Raw genomic sequence first — 18,328 nt, 5'->3', positions numbered from 1 at the left:
AAGAACAGCCCAGCAGCGGCTCCGGCCGCCCTCGCCGAACTCGGGTCCGAGCCGCAGCCCGACGGAAAAGCCTGGGCTGAGAAGGGCCCGCGGGCCTTTGTCGCAGCGTCGCCTCGCGATATAAAGGGCGAGCGAGACTGGAGCGCCGCGAATGACCGAGTCCCTGACGCGTTTTGAACTCCCCCAGAGCGCAATTCCGACACGTTGGTACAACATCCAGGCCGATCTTCCGCGCCCGCTCCCCGTGGTCCTGCACCCCGGCACCAAGAGCCCGGTCACTCCCGACGACCTGCTGCCGCTGTTCCCGCCCGAGATCATCAACCAGGAAGTCTCGCGTGAGCGCTTCATCGACATCCCGGAGGAGGTCCGGGAGATCTACAAGCTGTGGCGTCCTACCCCCCTGATGCGGGCCAGGCGCCTCGAGAAGGCGATCGGGACCACGGCGAAGATCTACTACAAGTACGAAGGCGTCTCGCCGAGCGGCAGCCACAAGCTCAACACCGCGATCCCGCAGGCCTACTACAACAAGCAAGCCGGCGTCGTCGGCCTGACCACCGAGACAGGCGCGGGTCAGTGGGGCACGGCGCTGTCGCAGGCCTGCAACTTCTTCAACCTCGAGTGCCACGTCTTCATGGTGAAGGTCAGCTTCCACCAGAAGCCGTACCGGCGGGCGATCATCCAGAGCTTCGGGGCCAACGTCACCGCCAGCCCGAGCGACAAGACCGAGGCCGGGCGGGCGATCCTCGCCCAGGACCCGGACAGCACCGGCAGCCTCGGCATCGCCATCAGCGAGGCCGTCGAGATGGCGGCCAAGAGCGGCGGCAAGTACAAGTACGCGCTCGGCTCGGTGCTCAACCACGTGCTGATGCACCAGTCGATCATCGGCCAGGAGGCGATGTTGCAGCTCGACCGCGCCGGCGACAGCCCCGACATCATCGTCGGCTGCGTCGGCGGCGGCAGCAACTTCGCCGGCATCGCCGTGCCCTACCTGCGCGACAAGATCGTCCACGGCCGCAACGTGCGGGTCGTCGCGGTCGAGCCCGCGGCCTGCCCGACCCTCACCCGCGGCGTCTACGCCTACGACTACGGCGACACCGCCGGCATGGCGCCGATGGTCAAGATGCACACCCTCGGCGCCAAGTTCATCCCGCCGCCGGTGCACGCGGGCGGCCTGCGCTACCACGGCGTCGGCAGCGTCGTCAGCGAGTTGCTCGACCAGAAGCTGATCGAGGCCTACTCGGTGCCGCAGCTCGAGGTCTTCAAGTCGGCGGTGACCTTCCTGCGGGCCGAGGGCATCGTCCCGGCGCCCGAGGCCGGCCACGCGGTCGCCCAGGTGATCCGCGAGGCCATCCGGGCCAAGGAAGAGGGCACCTCCCCGGTGATCCTGTTCAACCTCTGCGGCCACGGCCACTTCGACATGACGGCCTACGACGCCTACTTCCGCGGCGAGCTGACCGACTACGCCTACCCGCAAGCGGCGATCGAGGCGGCGCTGGCCGAGCTGCCCGAAGTCAACATCTGAGCGCGGTATCGTCCGCCCCGAGGTCGACGCGTCGCGGCGAGAGCCGCGCCGCATCGTCGTCGCGACGTCGGTGTGGGCCTGGGCGTGGGCATCCTCGGCGTGGAGATGCTGCGGTGACTCTTGTATTTGCGCCTCGGTTCTCCGACCATGGTGAACACTGTGCAGGCCGACGACGCAGCCAGCACCGCCACCCCGGGTCAAGCGGCCGGGCCTTCCGGGAGCGGACCCGATCCTTCGCCCCGTCCCGAACCGTCGAGCCCGCTGCTGTTGTGCTCGGCGGCCTTCGCCGGCTCGGCGACCGCGGCTGCGTGTCGGCCGGCCGGCGAGCTGCGGCCCGTCGCGCCGCGCGAGCTCGGCACCGCCGTCGCCACGCGCCGGGCCGGTCGTCCGTGCGTCGTGCTGCTCGACGAGCACCTCCTCTGCGACGACGGTCGTGTCGAGCTGCAGCCCGTCGGCCCGACGCGGATCATCAGCCTCCTGCCCGGCTCCGCGGCCGAGACCCTGCAGCAGCGGTTCGGCGACGCGCTCTCCTCGATCCTGTCCCCGGAGCCAGGTGCTCCCGCGCTGCTGGTCGCGATCCGCACCGCCCTGCGCGACGCCGCGGCCGACGATCGTTTGCTCAGCCTCGAGGCCGAGCGTCGCCGCCTCGCCGGCGAGATCACCAAGCTCAACCGGATCGGCATCGCCCTGTCGACCGAGCGTGATCAGGAGCGGCTGCTCAACTTCATCCTCACCACCGCCCGCGACTTCACCTGCTCCGACGCCGGCTCGCTCTACATCGTCGAGAAGGACGCCTCCGGCACCAAGCGGCTGCGCTTCAACAACTCGCAGAACGACTCGCTGCCGCACCTCGAGCTGGTCAAGTTCACCATCCCGGTGTCGAAGAGCACGCTCGCCGGCTACGTCGCCGTCACCGGCGAGCCCGTCAACATCCCCGACGCCTACCTGCTCGATCCGAAGGCCGAGTACAGCTTCAACCCCGCCTTCGATCAGCGCACCGGCTACCGCACGCGCAGCATGCTCGTGCTGCCGATGAAGAACCAGGACGACCAGGTCATCGGCGTCCTCCAGCTGATCAACCGCAAGATCTCGCGCACCGCCACGCTGACGGCCGCCGACATCGACAACGTCGTCCTCCCGTACGACGACGCCGCGCTCGAGCTGACGCTCTCGCTGGCGAGCCAGACCGCGATCTCGCTGACGAACAACCAGCTCTACGAGGGCCTCAAAGAGAGCCTCGTCGAGCTCAAGCAGACCCAGGCGCAGCTGGTCCAGGGCGAGAAGCTGGCCAGTCTCGGCCAGCTCACCGCCGGCGTCGCCCACGAGATCAACAACCCGCTGGCGTTCAGCCGCAACAACACGCACCTCGCCCACGAGCGCGTCACCAAGGTCGCGCGGCGGCTCGCGGTGCAGCGCTGGCTCGAGGCCGGGACGGGCGGCGACCCGCAGGCGCGCGTGGCCGCGGGCCGGGCGATCCTCGACAAGCTCAAGGAAGACAAGGAGCTCGGGCCCGACGCCAAGGACGTGATCGCCGACCTCGGCAGCATGCCGGCGCCGAAGCAGCTCGAGCTGCTGAAGATGTTCTTCAGCTACGTCAGCCAGAGCCGCGAGCAGAAGGAAGGCTCGATCGAGGAGGTCCTCGCGCGCACGCAGAAGGTGCTCGAGGAGTGCTTCATCGGCCTCGATCGCATGGCGGAGATCGTGCTGGGTCTCCGCAACTTCGCCCGCCTCGACGAGGCGCAGTTCCAGAACGCCGACATCGACGAGGGGATCCGGCAGACCCTGATGATCCTCTCGAACAACGCGCGGGACAAGGGCGTCAAGTTGACGTCCGATCTCACGCTGACGCGCCCCTACGCCTGCTTCCCCGCCAAGCTCAACCAAGTGGTACTCAACCTCGTGAACAACGCGATCGACGCCACCCCGCGCGGCGGCGAAGTTCACGTGCACACGCGGGTCAACGGCGCCTGGGTCGAGATATCGGTGAGGGACAACGGCGAGGGCATCTCGGACGCCAACATCTCGAAGATTTTCGACCCGTTCTTCACCACCAAGCCGGTCGGTAAGGGGACAGGTCTGGGCCTGTCGATCAGCTATCGGATCGTGATGGAGCACCAGGGGACGATCGCAGTGACGCGCAACGAAACGGCGGGGGTAACCTTCCTCATTCGGATCCCGACCGAGCCCAAGGACCCGGGCACGAGGACCGAAGGGGCCGCCAAGGCCGCGGAGAGCCCATGAGCAGAGCCAGACAGATCATCCCGTACAAGGCGAAGGTCGTCGAGCCGATCGCGCTGCTCCCTTATGAGGAGCGGGTCCGGCGGATCGAGGCGTGCGGCAACAACTTGTTCCGCCTCGCATCACAAGACGTGTACATCGATCTCTTGACCGACTCGGGCACCGGAGCCCTGTCGGCCGCGCAGCTCGGCCGAATGATGATCGGCGACGAGGCCTACGCGGGGTCGCGCTCCTTCTTCGAGATGGAGCGGCAGATCCGCGAGACGATGGGGTACCGCTACACCATCCCGGTGCACCAGGGCCGCGCCGCCGAGCGCGTGCTCGACTTCGTGCTGATCAAGAAGCACATGATCGTGCCGGGCAACTCGCACTTCGACACGACCAAGGCGCACATCGAGTTCGCCGGCGGCCGCGCGATCGATTGCACGATCGACGCCGGCCGCAGCTCGACGGGCTACCACCCGTTCAAGGGCGACGTCGACCTGGCGAAGCTCGAGAGCGTCATCCGCGAGTACGGCCCGCGCCACGTCGCCTACATCCTGATGACGGTGACGTGCAACTCGGGCGGCGGCCAGCCGGTGTCGATGGAGAACATCCGCGAGGTGCGGCGGATCGCCGACCAGTACGGCCTCCTCGTCATCCTCGACGCCGCGCGCTTCGCCGAGAACGCGTGGTTCATCAAGCACCGCGAGCCCGGCTACGCGACCAAGACGATCCACGAGATCGTCGCCGAGATGTGCAGCTACACCGACGCTGCGATCATGAGCGCGAAGAAGGACGCGCTGGTGCCGATGGGCGGGTTCATCGCCGTGCGCGACGACCTGCTGTACGAGCGCCTCAAGGCCCCGACGATCCTGTTCGAGGGCTACTACACCTACGGCGGCATGTCGGGCGCCGACATGGAGGCGCTGGCGCAGGGTCTGCGCGACGTCACCGAGGAGCCGTACCTCACCTACCGCATCGGCCAGGTCAAGCGCTTCGGCGAGCTGCTGCTGGCCTCCGGCATCCCGCTGGTCGAGCCGCTCGGCGGCCACGCGGTGTTCATCGACGCCCGGCGGTTCTTCGCCAACGTCCCCGAGGACGAGTTCCCGGCGCAGCTCCTGTGCGTCGAGCTCTACAAGGAGGGCGGTGTGCGCGCGGTAGAGGTCGGCAGCGTCCTCATCGGCCGCGACCCCGACACGGGCGAGAACATCCGTCCCAACCTCGACCTGTGCCGGATCACCATCCCGCGCCGCGTCTACACCATGGAGCACCTCGAGTACGTCGCCGACGTGGTGCGCACCGTGTACGAAGAGAAGGGCCAGCGCATGCGCCACGGCCTTCGCTTCGAGGTCGAAGCCCCCGGAATTCGCCACTTTGCGTCCACTTTCCGCTACGTGCGCGGCGCGGACGGTGGTACAGGAGATTTACCGTGACCACTCACGCGCGAAAAGGCCCTAGCTGGCCTCACGGGCCGCTTCCCAGGCCCTCCGGGCTCCACGGCCCCAGCGGCCCTGGCTCGCTCCACCGGCGCTCCAGCGAGCGGCTCCACGGAGCCCTTGCGAACCGGATGCGCCCCTGCCACCATGCGCGAACGGAGCAGACTCTCTCTCGCATCGAGGGTTCCCCGCGCTACGACCGGTTGCCCAGCGAGAAGCGAGGTATTGCATGAGTTGGAAGGAATTCCAGAAAACCGGCACGATCGGCCAAGAGGACAAGCAGGTCCTCTCGTTGCTCATCGTCGACGACGAGCGGGGCATCCTCAACACGCTGGAGGAGAGCTTCCGCGACATGTTCAAGGTCTACACCGCCAACTCGGGCACCGAGGCGCTGCAGATCTTCCGCGCCAACGAGATTCAGTTGGTGCTCAGCGACCAGCGCATGCCGGAGATGACGGGTGTCGAGCTGTTCGGCAAGCTCAAGGAAATCAACCCGACGCCGGTACGCATCCTGATCACCGGCTACTCCGACATCAACGTCGTAATCCGCGGTCTCAACGAGGGTTTGATGTGGCAGTACGTCACGAAGCCCTGGGACACCGAGGATCTCAAGGCGCTGCTGCGTCGAGCTGCGAAGCACTACCTCAAAGAGACGCAGCAAGACGCGCCGCCGCCGATCCGCGGTCTGAGCTTCTGAGGGCGCCGAACTGGGCTTTACAGCCCGGTGCGGCGCGCCGCAAAGCGTCCGTCAGGTGCGTTTGGACGAATGTCCGGATCGTGCAAAAAATGATAGATTGTCGCCCCGCGCCACGGCTACCATGACCTGGCCCCGACTGCACGGATCACGAAGGAACTCGAAATGAATCTCAAAGTCGTAAACCAACTGCTCGCTGAGGTCGAAGACGGTCTGATGGGCGGCCTGGCCGCTTCCGACGTCTTCAGCAAGTCATCCGGCATGTCGGTCGCCGGCATCCGCAGCAGCCCCAAGGCGTGCGCGCTCTTCAACATCCTTTGTGAGCGCATCATGGAGACGATCAAGAAGTCGGGTCTGCCCGTCCCCGACTATTTGAACGAGACCATGCTCCGCCTCGGCGACGAGGGCGTCGTCATGATCGTGGTGGTCGACCTCACCGACAAGTACCGCTGGGGTATGGCGGTCGACTGCAGCAAGGCGCAGCTCGGTATCCTCGTCAGCGTCGTGCTCCCCGACATCAAGCCGCGCCTGCGCGAAGCGTTGCGTTGAACGTCGCGGTCGCAAAAGCTGCCAGATCCGCGGAGCGCAGATGCGCCGCGACCGCCCCGGCGGCCGCGGCGCTTCGCGTTTGGTCCGTCGCCTCTGCAGGTTCGAGTCGCAGGCCCACTCACACATGTCCGTTCGGACAGCCGTGCGTCGTCCCGGTGCGCGAACCCGTCGGCTTGACACTAGCGGCAGGCGCCTAGAACCTTGAACGCGATGGACGATCGCAAACCGCGACTGCTCACTGGTGATCGGCCCACGGGGCCGCTCCACCTCGGTCACCTCGTCGGCACCCTGCAGAGCCGGGTCAAACTGCAGGACAGCCACGAGTGCTTCATCATCGTCGCCGACTTGCACTCGCTCACGACCCGCTCGCGGCGCGATGAGATTGCTCGCCTGCCGAACCACGTACGCGACGTGGTGCTCGACATGCTGAGCGTGGGGGTCGACCCCTCGCGCTCCACGATCTACCTCCAGTCGGGCGTCCCGGCGGTCTACGACATCGCCATCTTGCTGCAGATGCTCACCCCGGTGGCGCGGCTGTCGGGCCTGCAGTCGATCCAGGACATGGCGGTCAACGCCGGCCTCGGCGACGCCGACGTGCCGCTCGGCCTCCTCGGCTACCCGGTGCTCCAGGCCGCCGACATTCTCATGGCCAACGCCGAGCTCGTGCCGGTCGGGGCCGACAACGAGACCCATGTCACCCTCGCGCGCGACATCGCCGAGCACTTCAACGACGCCTACGGCCGCGTGTTCGCTGTCCCCCAGCCCACCGTCTCGGCCACCCCGTCGTTGCCCGGCGTCAACACCGTCGCCGGCGGCGCCGAGCGCAAGATGTCGAAGTCGGCCGGCAACGCGATCTGGCTCAAGGACACGCCCGAGGAGGTCGCCCGCAAGATCCGGACCCTGCCCGGCCCGGCCCCCGGCGAGTCGGACGGCGCGCCGCTGTTCCGCTTCGCCGAGGCGTTCCTGCGCGACGCCGACGAGCTCGCCAACCTCAAGGCCGAGTACGACCGCGGCGCGATCGGCTTCGCCGCCGTCCAGGACCGCGTCATCGAGGCGCTCGAGAAGATCCTCGTGCCGATCCGCGAGCGTCGGGCCGAGTTCGCGGCCGACAAGCACCGCACCGAGGAGATCATCGTCGACGGCACCATCACCGCCCGCAAGGTCGCCTACGAGACCCTCGGCAAGGTCCGCGACGCCATGGGCCTCGAGAACCTGTGGTCCGGCCTCGTGCACGCCACCCAGTCGCGCGCCGAGGAGCGCAAGAAGCCCTTCTACCACCAGAAGAGCTGAGCCCCGGCGCCCGCCGCCGCAGCGACCGCGCCGGGGCGGTCGCGTCGCGAGCGGCGACGCTTTGCCTGTCCCGAGAGACAGATCTCCGCACCCGCTCGGCCGGCCCGGCTCGTCCCCCCGACCTCGCCTCCCGCGTCGGCGCAGCATGTCCCGAAGGTCAGGCCAGCCTCGCCCGCGACCCCGCGACTTGCCGCGCTCCCGCGGCGGCTCGACATGACCCGAAGGACAGACCGCCCTCGCCCGCGGCTCCGGCCGGCGAGGCGTCAGCCCAGCCGGCCCGGCCCGGCCGGCCCGACCCACCGGTACATGACCTTCGCGCCATGTCCTTCGGGCAAGCGAGCCGCCAGCGCGAGGCGGTGGCGCGGCGTCGGGTCGTCGAGGAAGAACTCCCAGCCCGCGCGCGGATCGCCGAGCGACGCGTCGATCGCCAGGTCGATCGCCTGCCGCCCGCGCGACAGGTCGTACGCGAACGCGTCGAGCGGGATCGCCAGGCCCATCCCGCGGGCCTTGATGTACGCCTCCTTGAGCGTCCACAGGTCGAAGAAGCGGGCCCGCCGCTCGGCCTCCGGCAGCGCCATCAGGGCGGCGACCTCGGTCGGCGCGAAGAAGTGGTCGGCCACCTCCTCCGGCCGCGCGCGCCGATCGGCGTCCTCGACGTCGACCCCGATCTCGCCGGCGCGGGTCACCGCCAGCGCCGCCAGCCCGTCGGTGTGCGACAGGTTGAACTCGAGCTCGGCCGTCTGGACCAGCGCCGGGCGGCCGTACTGGTTGGCGACGAAGCGCAGCTCGGTCGCCGGGATCCCGGTGTAGCTCGCCAGGATCTGACGGACCAACACCCGCGCCACCGCGAACTGCCGGCGGTTGCGCTCGAACACGAAGCGGTCCTGGCGCGCCTGCTCCTCCGGGTTCAAAAGCCCGCGCGCCGCTGCCAGCCAGTCGCTGTCGACCTGCGTCTCGGCCGCGCACAGCCACACGTGGACCTCGCCGGGCGCCAGGCTCTGCCGCTCCGTCACCCCTGCACCGTGACGCGCGCGCCGGGCCCGCGTCAAGCCGGCGGCGCAGTTGCGGCCTCCGGCGAACCGCGCCACGATGCGCCCGCGCATGCGCCCCGAACCGAAGCTCGGCGTCCTCCTCGTCAACCTCGGCACGCCCGACGCCCCGCGCGCCCCCGAGGTGCGCCGCTACCTGCGCGAGTTCCTGTCCGACCCGCGCGTCCTCGACATCGGCGCCGTCGGCCGCTGGCTGCTCCTCAACCTCGTCATCCTCCCGTTCCGTCCGGCGCGCTCGGCGGCCGCCTACCGCACCGTCTGGGGCCCCGGCGGCTCCCCCCTGCTCTACCACTCGCGCCGCCTCACCGAGGCCCTGCGGGCCGCCATGCCCGACGTCGATGTCGAGCTCGCCATGCGCTACGGCGAGCCCTCCCTGCAGAAGGGCCTCGACGCCCTGCGCGTCCGCGGCTGCGACCGCATCGTCGCCGTCCCGCTCTACCCGCAGTACGCCGCCAGCTCGACCGGCTCGACCGTCGAGGCCCTCTACCGCGCCGCCGGCGAGCCGTGGAACACCCCGTTCCTCACCATCGTTCCGCCGTTCTACGACCACCCGGCCTTCATCGACGCCCTCGCGCGCGTCGGCGCACCTGTCCTCGAAGACTTCCGCCCCGACCACGTGTTGTTCAGCTTCCACGGCCTGCCCGAGCGCCAGGTCAAGAAGAGCGACCCCAGCGGCGCGCACTGCCTGGCGCGCCCCGACTGCTGCGACGCGATCGGCGTCAACAACCGCAACTGCTACCGCGCCCACTGCGTCGCCACCGCCGGCGCCCTGCGCGACCGCCTCGGCCTCTCCCGCGACGCCACCTCGATCGCCTTCCAGTCCCGCCTCGGCCGTACCCCGTGGATCAGGCCCTTCACCGACGTCGAGCTGGTCGAGCTGGCCCGCCGCGGCGTCCGCCGCCTCGCGGTGTTCTGCCCGGCGTTCGTCGCCGACTGCCTCGAGACCCTCGAGGAGATCGGGATCCGCGCCGCCGAGTCGTTCAAGGCCGCGGGCGGCGAGGACCTGCGCCTGGTCCCCTGCCTCAACGACCACCCGGTGTGGGTCGCCGCGCTCGCCACCATCATCCGCGAGTCCGCCCCCCAGCGCCGCGCCCTGCCTGTCCTCGCGGACAGCCCCGCCCCGCCGCTGTCCGCCTGACCCCGGCTGTCCTCCGGGACATGTCACCGCCCCGCGCCGGACGGCGAGCGCCTGCGCCTGTCCTGCTTCGACGCCCGCGCCGGTCGCCGCGCTCGCCATCGCCCCTGGCGAGCGCGCCGCGCCGCGCTTCAACATGCCCGGAAAGACAGCTGACCAGGCCGAGCCCACGCCCGGCCTGGCCCTGTCCTTCCGGACCTGTCATCGACCCCGCACCGCCGAACGAGCCGTCGACGCCGGCGGCGCCCGCGCCCTGCGTCACAGCCCCAGCAGGTCGGCGTACGCCACTGGCACGATGCTCGCGTCGGCCAGCCCCAGCGCCGCCTGCAGCGCGGCCACCCGCGCGTGGGCCTCGGCGTCGGTCTCGCCCGGCAGCATCACCGCCTCGAACTCGACGAACGACCCCAGCCCCTCGACCTCGTCGAGGTGGATCCGCACGTTGTGCCACATCCACAGCTCGCGCCGCTTCACCACCGCCCCGCGGATCCCGAGCGCCGCGCCGAGGGCCGCCACCAGCGCCTGCGGCTCGATCACCGGCACCACGTGGTAGCGGCTCTCGCGCGCGCCGCCCGTGTCGGAGCGCTCGTACGGGATCAGCTCCGCACCCGACCTGTCCTCTGCGTCCTGTCCCTCGCGCCATGTCCGTTCGCGCAGCTTCAGGCGCCCGGCGCGGGCGTGGAAGAACGTGTCGCGCTGGTGCTCGACGCGGACGAAGCGGGCCCCGTGGCGCTCGGCGGCCGCGCGGGCCGCGGCGAGGTCGGGGCAGCGGGCCTTGAGCTCGATGTTGCGGGCCGCGGTCACGCCGTCACCGCCTCTCCCTGCCGGCTGCCGGCCATCTTCAGCACGCGCACGAAGTGGCGCGGCTCGACCGCCTGCACGCTGAGCCGCTGGCCCTTCTGGACCACCAGCATGTCTTTGAGCCCCTTCTCGGCCTTGAGCGCGTGCAGCGGGACCATCGCCGGCCACTTCTCGACGAACTCGACGTCGACCAGGATCCACCGCGGCGCCTCGGGCGTCGACTTGGGGTCGTAGTACTCGCTCTTCGCGTCGAACTGGGTCGGATCGGGGTACGGCGCGCTGCACACTCGCGCCAGCCCGACCGCGCCGGCGGGGTCGACGCTCGAGTGGTAGAAGATCACGAGGTCGCCGATCTTCATGTCGTCGCGCATCGAGTTGCGGGCGGTGTAGTTGCGCACGCCCTCCCAGGCGGTCTTGCCGAGGCGCTGCAGGTCGTCGATCGAGAACACGTCCGGCTCGCTCTTCATCAGCCAGTAGCGGATCTTCGCGGACTTCTTGGTCATGCCGTCACTCGCATGGACTTCGCAGAGCGCGCGCGAGTTTGCAAGCGGCGCCGACGCGGCGATCGGCGAGGTCCGCCGGAGCGCCCGACGGCCGCGAGCGACGAGCTCGGCGCGGCTCCCCGCGTCCCCCCTTGGCAGCCCCGCGGGCCTGTGCCAGCGTCCGTGGGCCGTGCCTCCCCCCCCGGCCCTCGTCCGCCTGCTCGGCGCCCCGCTGCTCGACTCGCCGTGGGTGCAGCGCCTCGGTCGGGTCAGCTTCCTCGGCACCCTCGACTGGCACCCGCGCAGCCACGACCCCGCCACGCGCCTCGACCACTCGCTCGGCGTCGCCGCGCTCGGCCACCGCTTCGGCGCCGCCCTCGACCTCGCGCACGGCGACCTGCGCCACTTCGTCGCCGCCTGCCTGCTCCACGACATCGGCCACTTTCCGCTGTCGCACGCCGCCGAGCCGGGCTTCGAGCGCGCCCTCGGCGTCGCGCATCACGGCGTCAGCGAGTGGATCGTCCTCGGCAACGGCGCGATCCCCGAGGCGCTGTCGCTGCGCCCCGTCCTGCAGAGCGTCGACCTCGACCCCGAGCGCGTGTGGGCGATCATCGCCGGCGCGGACGACGGCCTCGCGCTCGACCTCTCCGCCCTGCTGCTCGCGCCGATCAACCTCGACACCCTCGACGGCATCGTCCGCACCGCCCGCACCTTCGGCCGCGCCGGCGTGCGCCTGCCGCGGGCCGTGTTCGTCCGCCGCGGCCGCGAGCTGCTGATCGACCCCGACGCCCTGCCGGTCATCGACCGCTTCTGGGCCCTGAAGGACCGGATCTACAGCGAGGTCATCAACCTGCCGTCGAACATCGTGTGCGAGGCCGAGCTGTCGCGCGCCGTCGCCGACTCGTTCGACCAGCGGGTGTTCGCCCGCTTCGCCGAGTTCGACGACGCCGCCCTGCGCGGCCTCGCCGACGCCCACGCGCGCCGCAGCGGCCTGTCCGAAGGGCAAGACGACCGCTTCCAGAGCACCCGCGTCCCCCCCGCCGGCGGCGACGACGTGGTCCCGCGCGTCCACAAGCGCTACTTCGTCGACCCAACCGTCGCCCCCGGCCCGCACGGCCTGTCCCGCCCGCAGTGGTCGCGCCGCTACCGCCACAGCCGCCAGCTCGCGTTCGTCAGCCCGCGCCACGCCGCCGCCCAGCTGTCGCTGCCGATCGCCCTCGACGACCATGTCCATGAGGACATGTCCCGCTGGACAGCCATACCGGGCGCCGAGGGGCCGGAGATCTGACATGCCCTGCGCCCCCCGCATGACCGTCATGACATGTTCTATCGGACAGGCACCCCGGCGGCCGAGGAGGACCTGACATGCGCGGCCCGGTCGACTATTCGCCGCTGTTGACCGAGCTCGGACTGTCCGCCGCCGACGCGGCTCACGTGCTCGCGGCGGCGGCCGGCTCGCACGCCCGCCTCGCCGAGCTGCGGCGCGCGCTCGTCGGCGCCGTCCCGGCCGGCTGCGCCGCCTTCGCGCTCGGCTCGCTCGGCCGTCACGAGTCGAGCGCCCTCAGCGACCTCGACCTGGCCGTCGTCTACCGCCGCGGCGCGCTCGACCCGGCCGACGCCCACCGCGCGCGCGACACCGTCGCCGCGGCCCTGCGCGCGCGCGGCCTCGACGTCGCCGACAAGACCTTCCACAGCGCCGTGGCCCTCGACGATCTGCTCGGCGACATCGGCGGCCGCGACGACTCCAACGACCACCTGACCTACCGCGCCCTCCTGCTCACCGAGGGCGCCTGGCTGGCCAACGCCGCCGACGCCGCCGCCATCGTCGAGCAGGTGTTCGGCGCCTACACGGCCGGCGCGATCACCCGCGGCCGCTACCTCACCTCCCTGAGCAACGACCTCCACCGCTACTACCGCACGATCTGCGTCGACTACCGGTTCAAGGTCGAGAACGCCGGCAAGCACTGGGCCGTCCGCTACTTCAAGCTCCGGCACTCGCGCAAGCTGTGGCACCTCGCCAACCTCGCCGTGTTCTGCCGCGCCGCCCTGCTCCCCGACGAGGCCCGCGACGGCTGGCTCGCCGAGCAGCTGCCCCGCCCGCCGCTCTTGCGCGTCGCCGACGCCCTGCGCCCGCTCGGCGGCCTCCACCTGTGCGCCGGCCTCGTCAACGCCTACGACGCCTTCCTGGCCGCCCTCGCCGAGCCCGACACGCGCCGCGCCCTCGACCTCCTCGCCTACGACCTCCGCGAGGCCTCGCCGGTGTTCCGCCGCCTGCGCGCCGGCGCCGAGCGCTTCGACGAGGCCGCCACCGCCGTCGTCGGCCACCTGTGGCAGCGGTCCCCCGATCACCTCGTCCGCTACGGCCTGCTCTGAAGCGCAGGTCTCCAAGTCCATGTCCTGAGGGACATGTCTTCACGCCCATGTCCGATTCGACACCCCCGCCCGACCTGCCGCTCGTCGCCTTCGACCTGATCGGCGTGCTCGCCGAGCCGTCCTGGCGGGAGATCGACGGCGCCCCCGACCGCGAGCGCTGGCACCGGCTGCGGGCCGGCGCCATCGAGGAGGCCGACTTCTGGGATCCCGCCGCCGCGGCCGCCTACCGCGCCTGCCTGCGCCTGCGGACAGACCGGCTCGCGCTCGTCTCGCGCCTGCGCGCGCGGGGCCACCGGATCGCCCTCGCCACCAACTTCGCCCGCGCCTGGCTGGCCGTCGTCCGCGAGCAGCTCGGCGGGTCCGGCCTCGTCGATCACTGGCTCTGCAGCGGCGAGCTCGGGGTCGCCAAGCCCGACCCGCGGTTCTGGTCGCACCTCCGCGGCCTCGCTCCGGCGGTCGTCGTCGTCGACGATCAGCTCGACAACGTCGTGGCCGCGCGTGCGGCGGGTCTCATCGGCGTGTGGGCCCTCCCGGGCGCCGATCTGGAGGCCCGTCTCTTCGCCGCCCTCGCCGGGGCCCGCGGGCCGCTGCCCTGACCGTTGACGGCACCCTCGCCCCCGTCGATCCTCCCCGCATGCACCGATCGCCCGGCTGGCTGCGCACCCTCCTCGGCCTCTCCATCGGCGCCTTGCTGAGCGCCACCTGCGGCCCCCCGGGCCCGCCCGGCGGCGACTGCCGCTTCGACCCCAACTGCCCCGGCGGGATCGGTGCCTTCTGCGACGACGACGACGAGTGCAGCTCGGGCCACTGCTGCGACAAGAAAGAGTGCGACGGCGGCATGTGTACCTTCGAGTGCGACTCCGACCCCGAGTGCCCCGCCGGCCTCCTGTGCGAGCACAACCGCTGCTTCTACGCCTGCAGCACCGCCGCCGACTGCGCCGCCGGCCAGAAGTGCAAGCACCGCGTGTGCGAGTGGGACTAGCGGCGCGGGACATGTCCTGAAGGACATCCAGAGGTGTCCGGAAGGACATGTCCTTGGGCACCTCCGCAGGGCGACGGCAGATCCTTCGCCTCGCCGCCGCGAGGCGCTGAGACCCAACCCGGTCCCAGCGCGAGCGCCGTCGTTTGAGCTGTCCTCGGGAACATGTCCCCTCGGTCAGCTCTCCGGAGCCGTCGCGCTCCCGCGCTCACGGCTCGCCGTGATCGCAGCGCGCGTGCTTCGGCGGCGCCGCCGTGCTCGCCTGCCCCTCCGCGGCCAGCCAGTACAGCGGCTGCGGCACGTACCCGAGCCCGCCGAGCTCGCGCATGGTCGCCGCCTCGAACACGCGGCCGCCGACGATCACGTGCGTCACCGAGTCGGTGTTGCGGATCTCCGCCAGCGGGTCCTTGGCCAGCACCGCCAGGTCGGCCAGCTTGCCGGGCTCGATCGAGCCGATGTCGGCGTCGAGGCCGAGGTAGCGGGCCCCGTTCAGCGTGCCCGCGCGCAGCGCCTCGTGCGGGGTCATCCCGCCCTGGGCCAGCATCCACACCTCCCAGTGCGCCGCCAGGCCCTCGCGCTGGCCGTGCGCGCCGATGTTCACGCCGACGCCGGCGTCGAGCAGCTTCTTGGCCGTCTGGGCCGCGCGCACGTGGTTCCAGTCGCCCTCCGACGCGGTCACCCGGCGGTAGGCAGCGCCGGCGAACGCGTGCTGCGGCACGAACCGGGTCAGCGCCGCGTTCTTCCACACGTCGGTGGTCGCGTACCAGTAGTTCTCGCCGCCGAGCCCGCCGTAGGCGACCCCGAGCGTCGGCGTGTAGCCGACCTTCGTCCCGCCCCACAGCTGCAGCGCGTCGGCGTAGAGCGTCGCCACCGGCACCGCGTGTTCGACCCCCGTATGGCCGTCGGCCACCATCGTCATGTTGTGGTGGTAGAGCGCGCCGCCCTCGGGCACCACCATCATCTCGAGCTCGCGCGCCGCCGCCAGCACCTGCTGCCGCTGCTCGCGGCGCGGCTGGTTGTAGCTCTTGACCGAGAACGCCCCGACCGCCTTCATCCGCCGCAGGTGCGAGCGGGCGTCGTCGAGCGAGTCGATCTGCGCCTTGAACGGCGCCAGCGCCCCGTAGAGGATCGTCCCGGTCGAGAAGATCCGCGGCGCGGCGATGAGCCCCGCCTTCTGCAGCTCGCTGGCGGCGAAGATCGTCGCCGTGTCGTTGCTCGGGTCGTGCAGCGTCGTCACCCCGAACGACAGCGCCGACAGGTGGTGCCAGTTCTGCTCCGGCACGATGCCCTGCTCGCCGGCCGAACCGTGCGCGTGCACGTCGACGAGCCCCGGGATCACCGTCGCCCCCTTGAGGTCGATCGTGCGCGCGCCGGCCGGGATCGCCACCTGTCCTTCGCGACCGACGGCCTGGATCCGGTCGTCCTGGATCACGATCGTCGCCGGCGCGATCACCTCGTCGCCCTTCATCGTGATCGCCTTCGCCCCGACCAGCGCCACCACCCCCCTGGGGCGCGCCGTCGCCTGCGTGAACCCGATGTCCACCCCCGGCGCGTCGGGCAGCGGCCCCTCGGGCAGCTTGCCGTCGGCGCGCACGAACGCGAACACCTCGTCGAGCGCCCGCGTGTAGAGCCGCGGCCCCAGCGACCAGTGCAGCCGCTTGCTGTCGCCCGACCAGTGCAGCTCGTTGCCCGCGTCCTTCGACACCTTGTACGACGGCACCGCCTCCATCTTCGGCGCCAGGTCGACCGCGCGCCCGGTCGCCGGGAACGGCGCCACGTGGGCCTGGAACCCCTCCTGCCAGGCGATCCACTGCCCGTCGGGCGACACCTCGAACGCCGTCGCCAGCTCGCTGCTCGCGTGGTGATACGGCTCGGTGCCGTCGAGCGCCACGCTCCACAGCTGGACCTTGTCGTCCTTGTCGAGCGCGTAGAACACCCGATCGCTGGCCGCCCCGAAGTGCGGCTGCTCGCCCTCGCGGACGATCCGCTTCGGCGTCCCCCCGCGCAGCGGCACCGCGTACAGCCCCAGCTCGGCCGACCACGCCGGCGAGCGCGTCCACCCGCCCGCGACCTTGCGGTAGACCACCGTCTGCCCGTCGGGCGACACCGTCGGCTCGACGTAATGCCCGGGCTCGGTCGTCAGCACCCGGCTCTTGCCGCCCTTGGCCGGCATCACGCGGACGCTGCCGAAGCCCTGGTCGTCCCACGTCGTGTAGACGATCGACTTGCCGTCGCGCGTGAACGTCGGGTAGAGCTCGACGTGTTCGTCCTGCGCGGTCAGCCGCTTGGGCTGTCCGTTCGGCAATGTCTTCACGTACAGCTTGCCGAGCGCCTGATAGACCACCGACTTGCCGTCGGGGCTGACCGTCGGCCAGCGCAGCATCTTCACCGCGAATTCCGGCGGCGCCACCTTGACCGGGTAGCGGATCGCCGGCTGGATCTTGCGCGTCGTCTTCACGTGAAACGCGATGTCGCTGACCTTGCCGCTGGCGACGTCGACGCGGTGCAGCTTGCCGGCGCTCCAGTACACGATCGCGCGGTCGTCGGGCGTGAACGCGATCGCCGGGTACACCCCGTGGATCGCCCACGTCTCCTGGTTGTCGCGCTCGAGCCCGCGGACGACCAGCCGCTCCTGCCCGCTCTTCACGTCGCGCACGTACAGCGCCGTCGAGCCGGGGTGCTGCGGCGTCGCCCCCACGCGACGGACGAACGCCAGCGACTTGCCGTCGTGCGACGGCGTCGGCCGGGCCGCGCCGCCTGTCCCTCCGACCAGGTCCTCGATGCGCCCGGTGGCCCGCTCGAGCCGGCGGATGGTGTAGATGCCGGCGTACGGGTCCTTGTTGTACTCGAAGTAAGGCCCCGGCGTGGTGTCCTGGCTGAAGTACACGTACTTGCCGTCGGGCGAGAACGCCGGCTCGTTCACGTCCTTCTGGTCGTTCGGCTTCTCGGTCATCGCCAGGCCCTTGCCGCCCGACACGTGGTACAGCCAGATCTCGCCGGTCCCGAGGCTGCGGTGCTTGGTGAAGTGCTTGCGCACCGCGATGAAGTTGCCGTCGGGCGACCAGACCGGCGAGTTGACCAGCCGGAAGTCCTCCTTCGTCACCTGCCGCGCCTCGCCGCCGGCCCGCGGGATCACCCACACGTTGTCGCCGCCGCCGCGATCGCTGGTGAACGCGATCCACTTGCCGTCGGGGCTGTAGCGCGGCTGCATGTCCCACGCCATGCCCGACGTCAGCGCCCGCGCCTCGCCGCCCGCGATCGGCAGCGCGTACAGGTCCCCGAGCAGGTCGAACACGATCTCGGTCCCGTCGGGGCTGACGTCGAGGCTCATCCACGTGCCCTCGGTGACGTCGATCGCGACCTCGGTCTCCTCGCCCGGCGGATCGTTCACGTCCCACTTCGGCGCCTCCTCCTTGCCGTCGGTCCCGACCTTGCCCGCCGTCGGCGGGGCCGCCGGCGGCGCGCCCGGGTGATGCGCCGGCGGCGGCGTGGGAGCCGCCGCGCGCGGGGTGCAGCCGGCGGCGGCGACGGAGGCCACGAGGGCGGGAGAGAGAGTAGTTGCGAGGAGCCGAACGACGCGCGAGCGGGGCATGCGAGAGGGCGCGGATGATACCTCGCGCGCCCACGCGCGTCACGCCCGCCGCAGCCGATGGCCCCGTGACCGCACGCGGTCTTCCTCGCGGGTGGAGCCTTCGCTCGCCTCACTCGCCGCCGCGGCGGTCGCCCGTCTCACCTGTCCCTTGTGACATCTCGCTCGTCACCCCTGCACCCGCAGCCGGAGCGCCGCCCGCCCCTCGCGCG

General features: G+C 71.0%; 15 protein-coding genes. 11 read left to right on the top strand and 4 right to left on the bottom strand.

From position 1 onward, the window contains the following. Positions 1-151 precede the first annotated feature (151 nt). The 6 genes from NAEX_RS40360 to trpS all read left to right on the top strand — a co-directional run bounded on the left by NAEX_RS40360 (position 152) and on the right by trpS (position 7,711). The gene (locus NAEX_RS40360) at positions 152-1,522 is read left to right on the top strand and encodes a TrpB-like pyridoxal phosphate-dependent enzyme (protein ID WP_096332780.1); all 1,371 of its coding nucleotides are present in this window, start codon (positions 152-154) and stop codon (positions 1,520-1,522) included. A gap of 147 nt (positions 1,523-1,669) precedes the next feature. Further along, on the top strand, positions 1,670-3,763 hold the full coding sequence (locus NAEX_RS54105) for a GAF domain-containing sensor histidine kinase (RefSeq protein WP_096332779.1): 2,094 nt from the start codon (positions 1,670-1,672) through the stop codon (positions 3,761-3,763). After that, positions 3,760-5,175 carry a tryptophanase gene (locus NAEX_RS40350; RefSeq protein WP_096332778.1) on the top strand — a complete coding sequence of 472 codons (1,416 nt, stop codon included), beginning with the start codon at positions 3,760-3,762 and terminating at the stop codon, positions 5,173-5,175. The genes NAEX_RS54105 and NAEX_RS40350 overlap by 4 nt, the downstream gene beginning before the upstream one ends. A gap of 232 nt (positions 5,176-5,407) precedes the next feature. Beyond that, on the top strand, positions 5,408-5,875 hold the full coding sequence (locus NAEX_RS40345) for a response regulator (protein ID WP_096332777.1): 468 nt from the start codon (positions 5,408-5,410) through the stop codon (positions 5,873-5,875). A 162-nt stretch (positions 5,876-6,037) separates the two neighbouring features. After that, entirely contained in the window at positions 6,038-6,421 is a 384-nt protein-coding gene (locus NAEX_RS40340; RefSeq protein WP_143140639.1) for a hypothetical protein, read from the top strand. A gap of 210 nt (positions 6,422-6,631) precedes the next feature. Further along, a complete protein-coding gene (gene trpS / locus NAEX_RS40335; protein WP_096332775.1) occupies positions 6,632-7,711 on the top strand; it encodes a tryptophan--tRNA ligase in 1,080 nt (359 codons plus the stop codon). A gap of 263 nt (positions 7,712-7,974) precedes the next feature. On the opposite strand, the gene NAEX_RS40330 is transcribed toward trpS, so the two are convergent. Next, on the bottom strand, positions 7,975-8,724 hold the full coding sequence (locus tag NAEX_RS40330) for a 4'-phosphopantetheinyl transferase family protein (RefSeq protein WP_170136421.1): 750 nt from the start codon (positions 8,722-8,724) through the stop codon (positions 7,975-7,977). An 88-nt stretch (positions 8,725-8,812) separates the two neighbouring features. Between NAEX_RS40330 and hemH the strand changes: the two genes are divergently transcribed. After that, positions 8,813-9,898 carry a ferrochelatase gene (hemH, locus tag NAEX_RS40325; RefSeq protein ID WP_096333890.1) on the top strand — a complete coding sequence of 362 codons (1,086 nt, stop codon included), beginning with the start codon at positions 8,813-8,815 and terminating at the stop codon, positions 9,896-9,898. Between the two features lie 255 nt (positions 9,899-10,153). On the opposite strand, the gene NAEX_RS40320 is transcribed toward hemH, so the two are convergent. Together NAEX_RS40320 and NAEX_RS40315 are read right to left on the bottom strand one after the other, a co-directional pair. Continuing rightward, complete coding sequence (locus NAEX_RS40320; protein ID WP_096332773.1) at positions 10,154-10,696, bottom strand: class IV adenylate cyclase; 543 nt, start codon at positions 10,694-10,696, stop codon at positions 10,154-10,156. Further along, positions 10,693-11,196, bottom strand: a complete 504-nt coding sequence (locus NAEX_RS40315; RefSeq protein WP_096332772.1) for an EVE domain-containing protein — start codon at positions 11,194-11,196, stop codon at positions 10,693-10,695. Before NAEX_RS40315 ends, NAEX_RS40320 begins: the two co-directional genes overlap by 4 nt. Before the next feature lie 169 nt (positions 11,197-11,365). On the opposite strand from NAEX_RS40315, the gene NAEX_RS40310 reads away from it, so the two are divergent. The 4 genes from NAEX_RS40310 (at position 11,366) to NAEX_RS40295 (ending at position 14,530) form a co-directional block, all read left to right on the top strand. Beyond that, complete coding sequence (locus tag NAEX_RS40310; protein ID WP_170136420.1) at positions 11,366-12,463, top strand: HD domain-containing protein; 1,098 nt, start codon at positions 11,366-11,368, stop codon at positions 12,461-12,463. Between the two features lie 77 nt (positions 12,464-12,540). Continuing rightward, a complete protein-coding gene (locus NAEX_RS40305; RefSeq protein ID WP_096332770.1) occupies positions 12,541-13,548 on the top strand; it encodes a DUF294 nucleotidyltransferase-like domain-containing protein in 1,008 nt (335 codons plus the stop codon). Between the two features lie 47 nt (positions 13,549-13,595). Continuing rightward, positions 13,596-14,144, top strand: a complete 549-nt coding sequence (locus NAEX_RS40300; RefSeq protein ID WP_096332769.1) for an HAD-IA family hydrolase — start codon at positions 13,596-13,598, stop codon at positions 14,142-14,144. 38 nt (positions 14,145-14,182) lie between these two features. After that, entirely contained in the window at positions 14,183-14,530 is a 348-nt protein-coding gene (locus NAEX_RS40295) for a hypothetical protein (protein WP_096332768.1), read from the top strand. A 205-nt stretch (positions 14,531-14,735) separates the two neighbouring features. Here the strand turns inward: NAEX_RS40295 and NAEX_RS40290 are convergent, their stop codons facing one another. Beyond that, positions 14,736-18,119, bottom strand: coding sequence for an amidohydrolase family protein (locus NAEX_RS40290; protein WP_096332767.1), 3,384 nt, complete (start codon positions 18,117-18,119; stop codon positions 14,736-14,738). Positions 18,120-18,328 lie beyond the last annotated feature (209 nt).

Origin of the sequence: Nannocystis exedens (genome assembly GCF_002343915.1) — a bacterium.
In the GTDB taxonomy this organism is placed as follows: Bacteria; Myxococcota_A; Polyangia; order Nannocystales; family Nannocystaceae; genus Nannocystis; species Nannocystis exedens.
This window is presented reverse-complemented; position numbering and strand designations above follow the sequence as displayed.

What these genes read in the sequence shown, in the direction of transcription:
- NAEX_RS40295 (WP_096332768.1), top strand. Translation starts at nt 14,183, where the DNA reads ATGCACCGATCGCCCGGCTGGCTGCGCACCCTCCTCGGCCTCTCCATC.
- NAEX_RS40340 (WP_143140639.1), top strand. Translation starts at nt 6,038, where the DNA reads ATGAATCTCAAAGTCGTAAACCAACTGCTCGCTGAGGTCGAAGACGGT.
- NAEX_RS40290 (WP_096332767.1), bottom strand. Translation starts at nt 18,119, where the DNA reads ATGCCCCGCTCGCGCGTCGTTCGGCTCCTCGCAACTACTCTCTCTCCC.
- NAEX_RS40300 (WP_096332769.1), top strand. Translation starts at nt 13,596, where the DNA reads ATGTCCGATTCGACACCCCCGCCCGACCTGCCGCTCGTCGCCTTCGAC.
- hemH (WP_096333890.1), top strand. Translation starts at nt 8,813, where the DNA reads ATGCGCCCCGAACCGAAGCTCGGCGTCCTCCTCGTCAACCTCGGCACG.
- NAEX_RS40350 (WP_096332778.1), top strand. Translation starts at nt 3,760, where the DNA reads ATGAGCAGAGCCAGACAGATCATCCCGTACAAGGCGAAGGTCGTCGAG.
- trpS (WP_096332775.1), top strand. Translation starts at nt 6,632, where the DNA reads ATGGACGATCGCAAACCGCGACTGCTCACTGGTGATCGGCCCACGGGG.
- NAEX_RS40315 (WP_096332772.1), bottom strand. Translation starts at nt 11,196, where the DNA reads ATGACCAAGAAGTCCGCGAAGATCCGCTACTGGCTGATGAAGAGCGAG.
- NAEX_RS40345 (WP_096332777.1), top strand. Translation starts at nt 5,408, where the DNA reads ATGAGTTGGAAGGAATTCCAGAAAACCGGCACGATCGGCCAAGAGGAC.
- NAEX_RS54105 (WP_096332779.1), top strand. Translation starts at nt 1,670, where the DNA reads ATGGTGAACACTGTGCAGGCCGACGACGCAGCCAGCACCGCCACCCCG.
- NAEX_RS40360 (WP_096332780.1), top strand. Translation starts at nt 152, where the DNA reads ATGACCGAGTCCCTGACGCGTTTTGAACTCCCCCAGAGCGCAATTCCG.
- NAEX_RS40305 (WP_096332770.1), top strand. Translation starts at nt 12,541, where the DNA reads ATGCGCGGCCCGGTCGACTATTCGCCGCTGTTGACCGAGCTCGGACTG.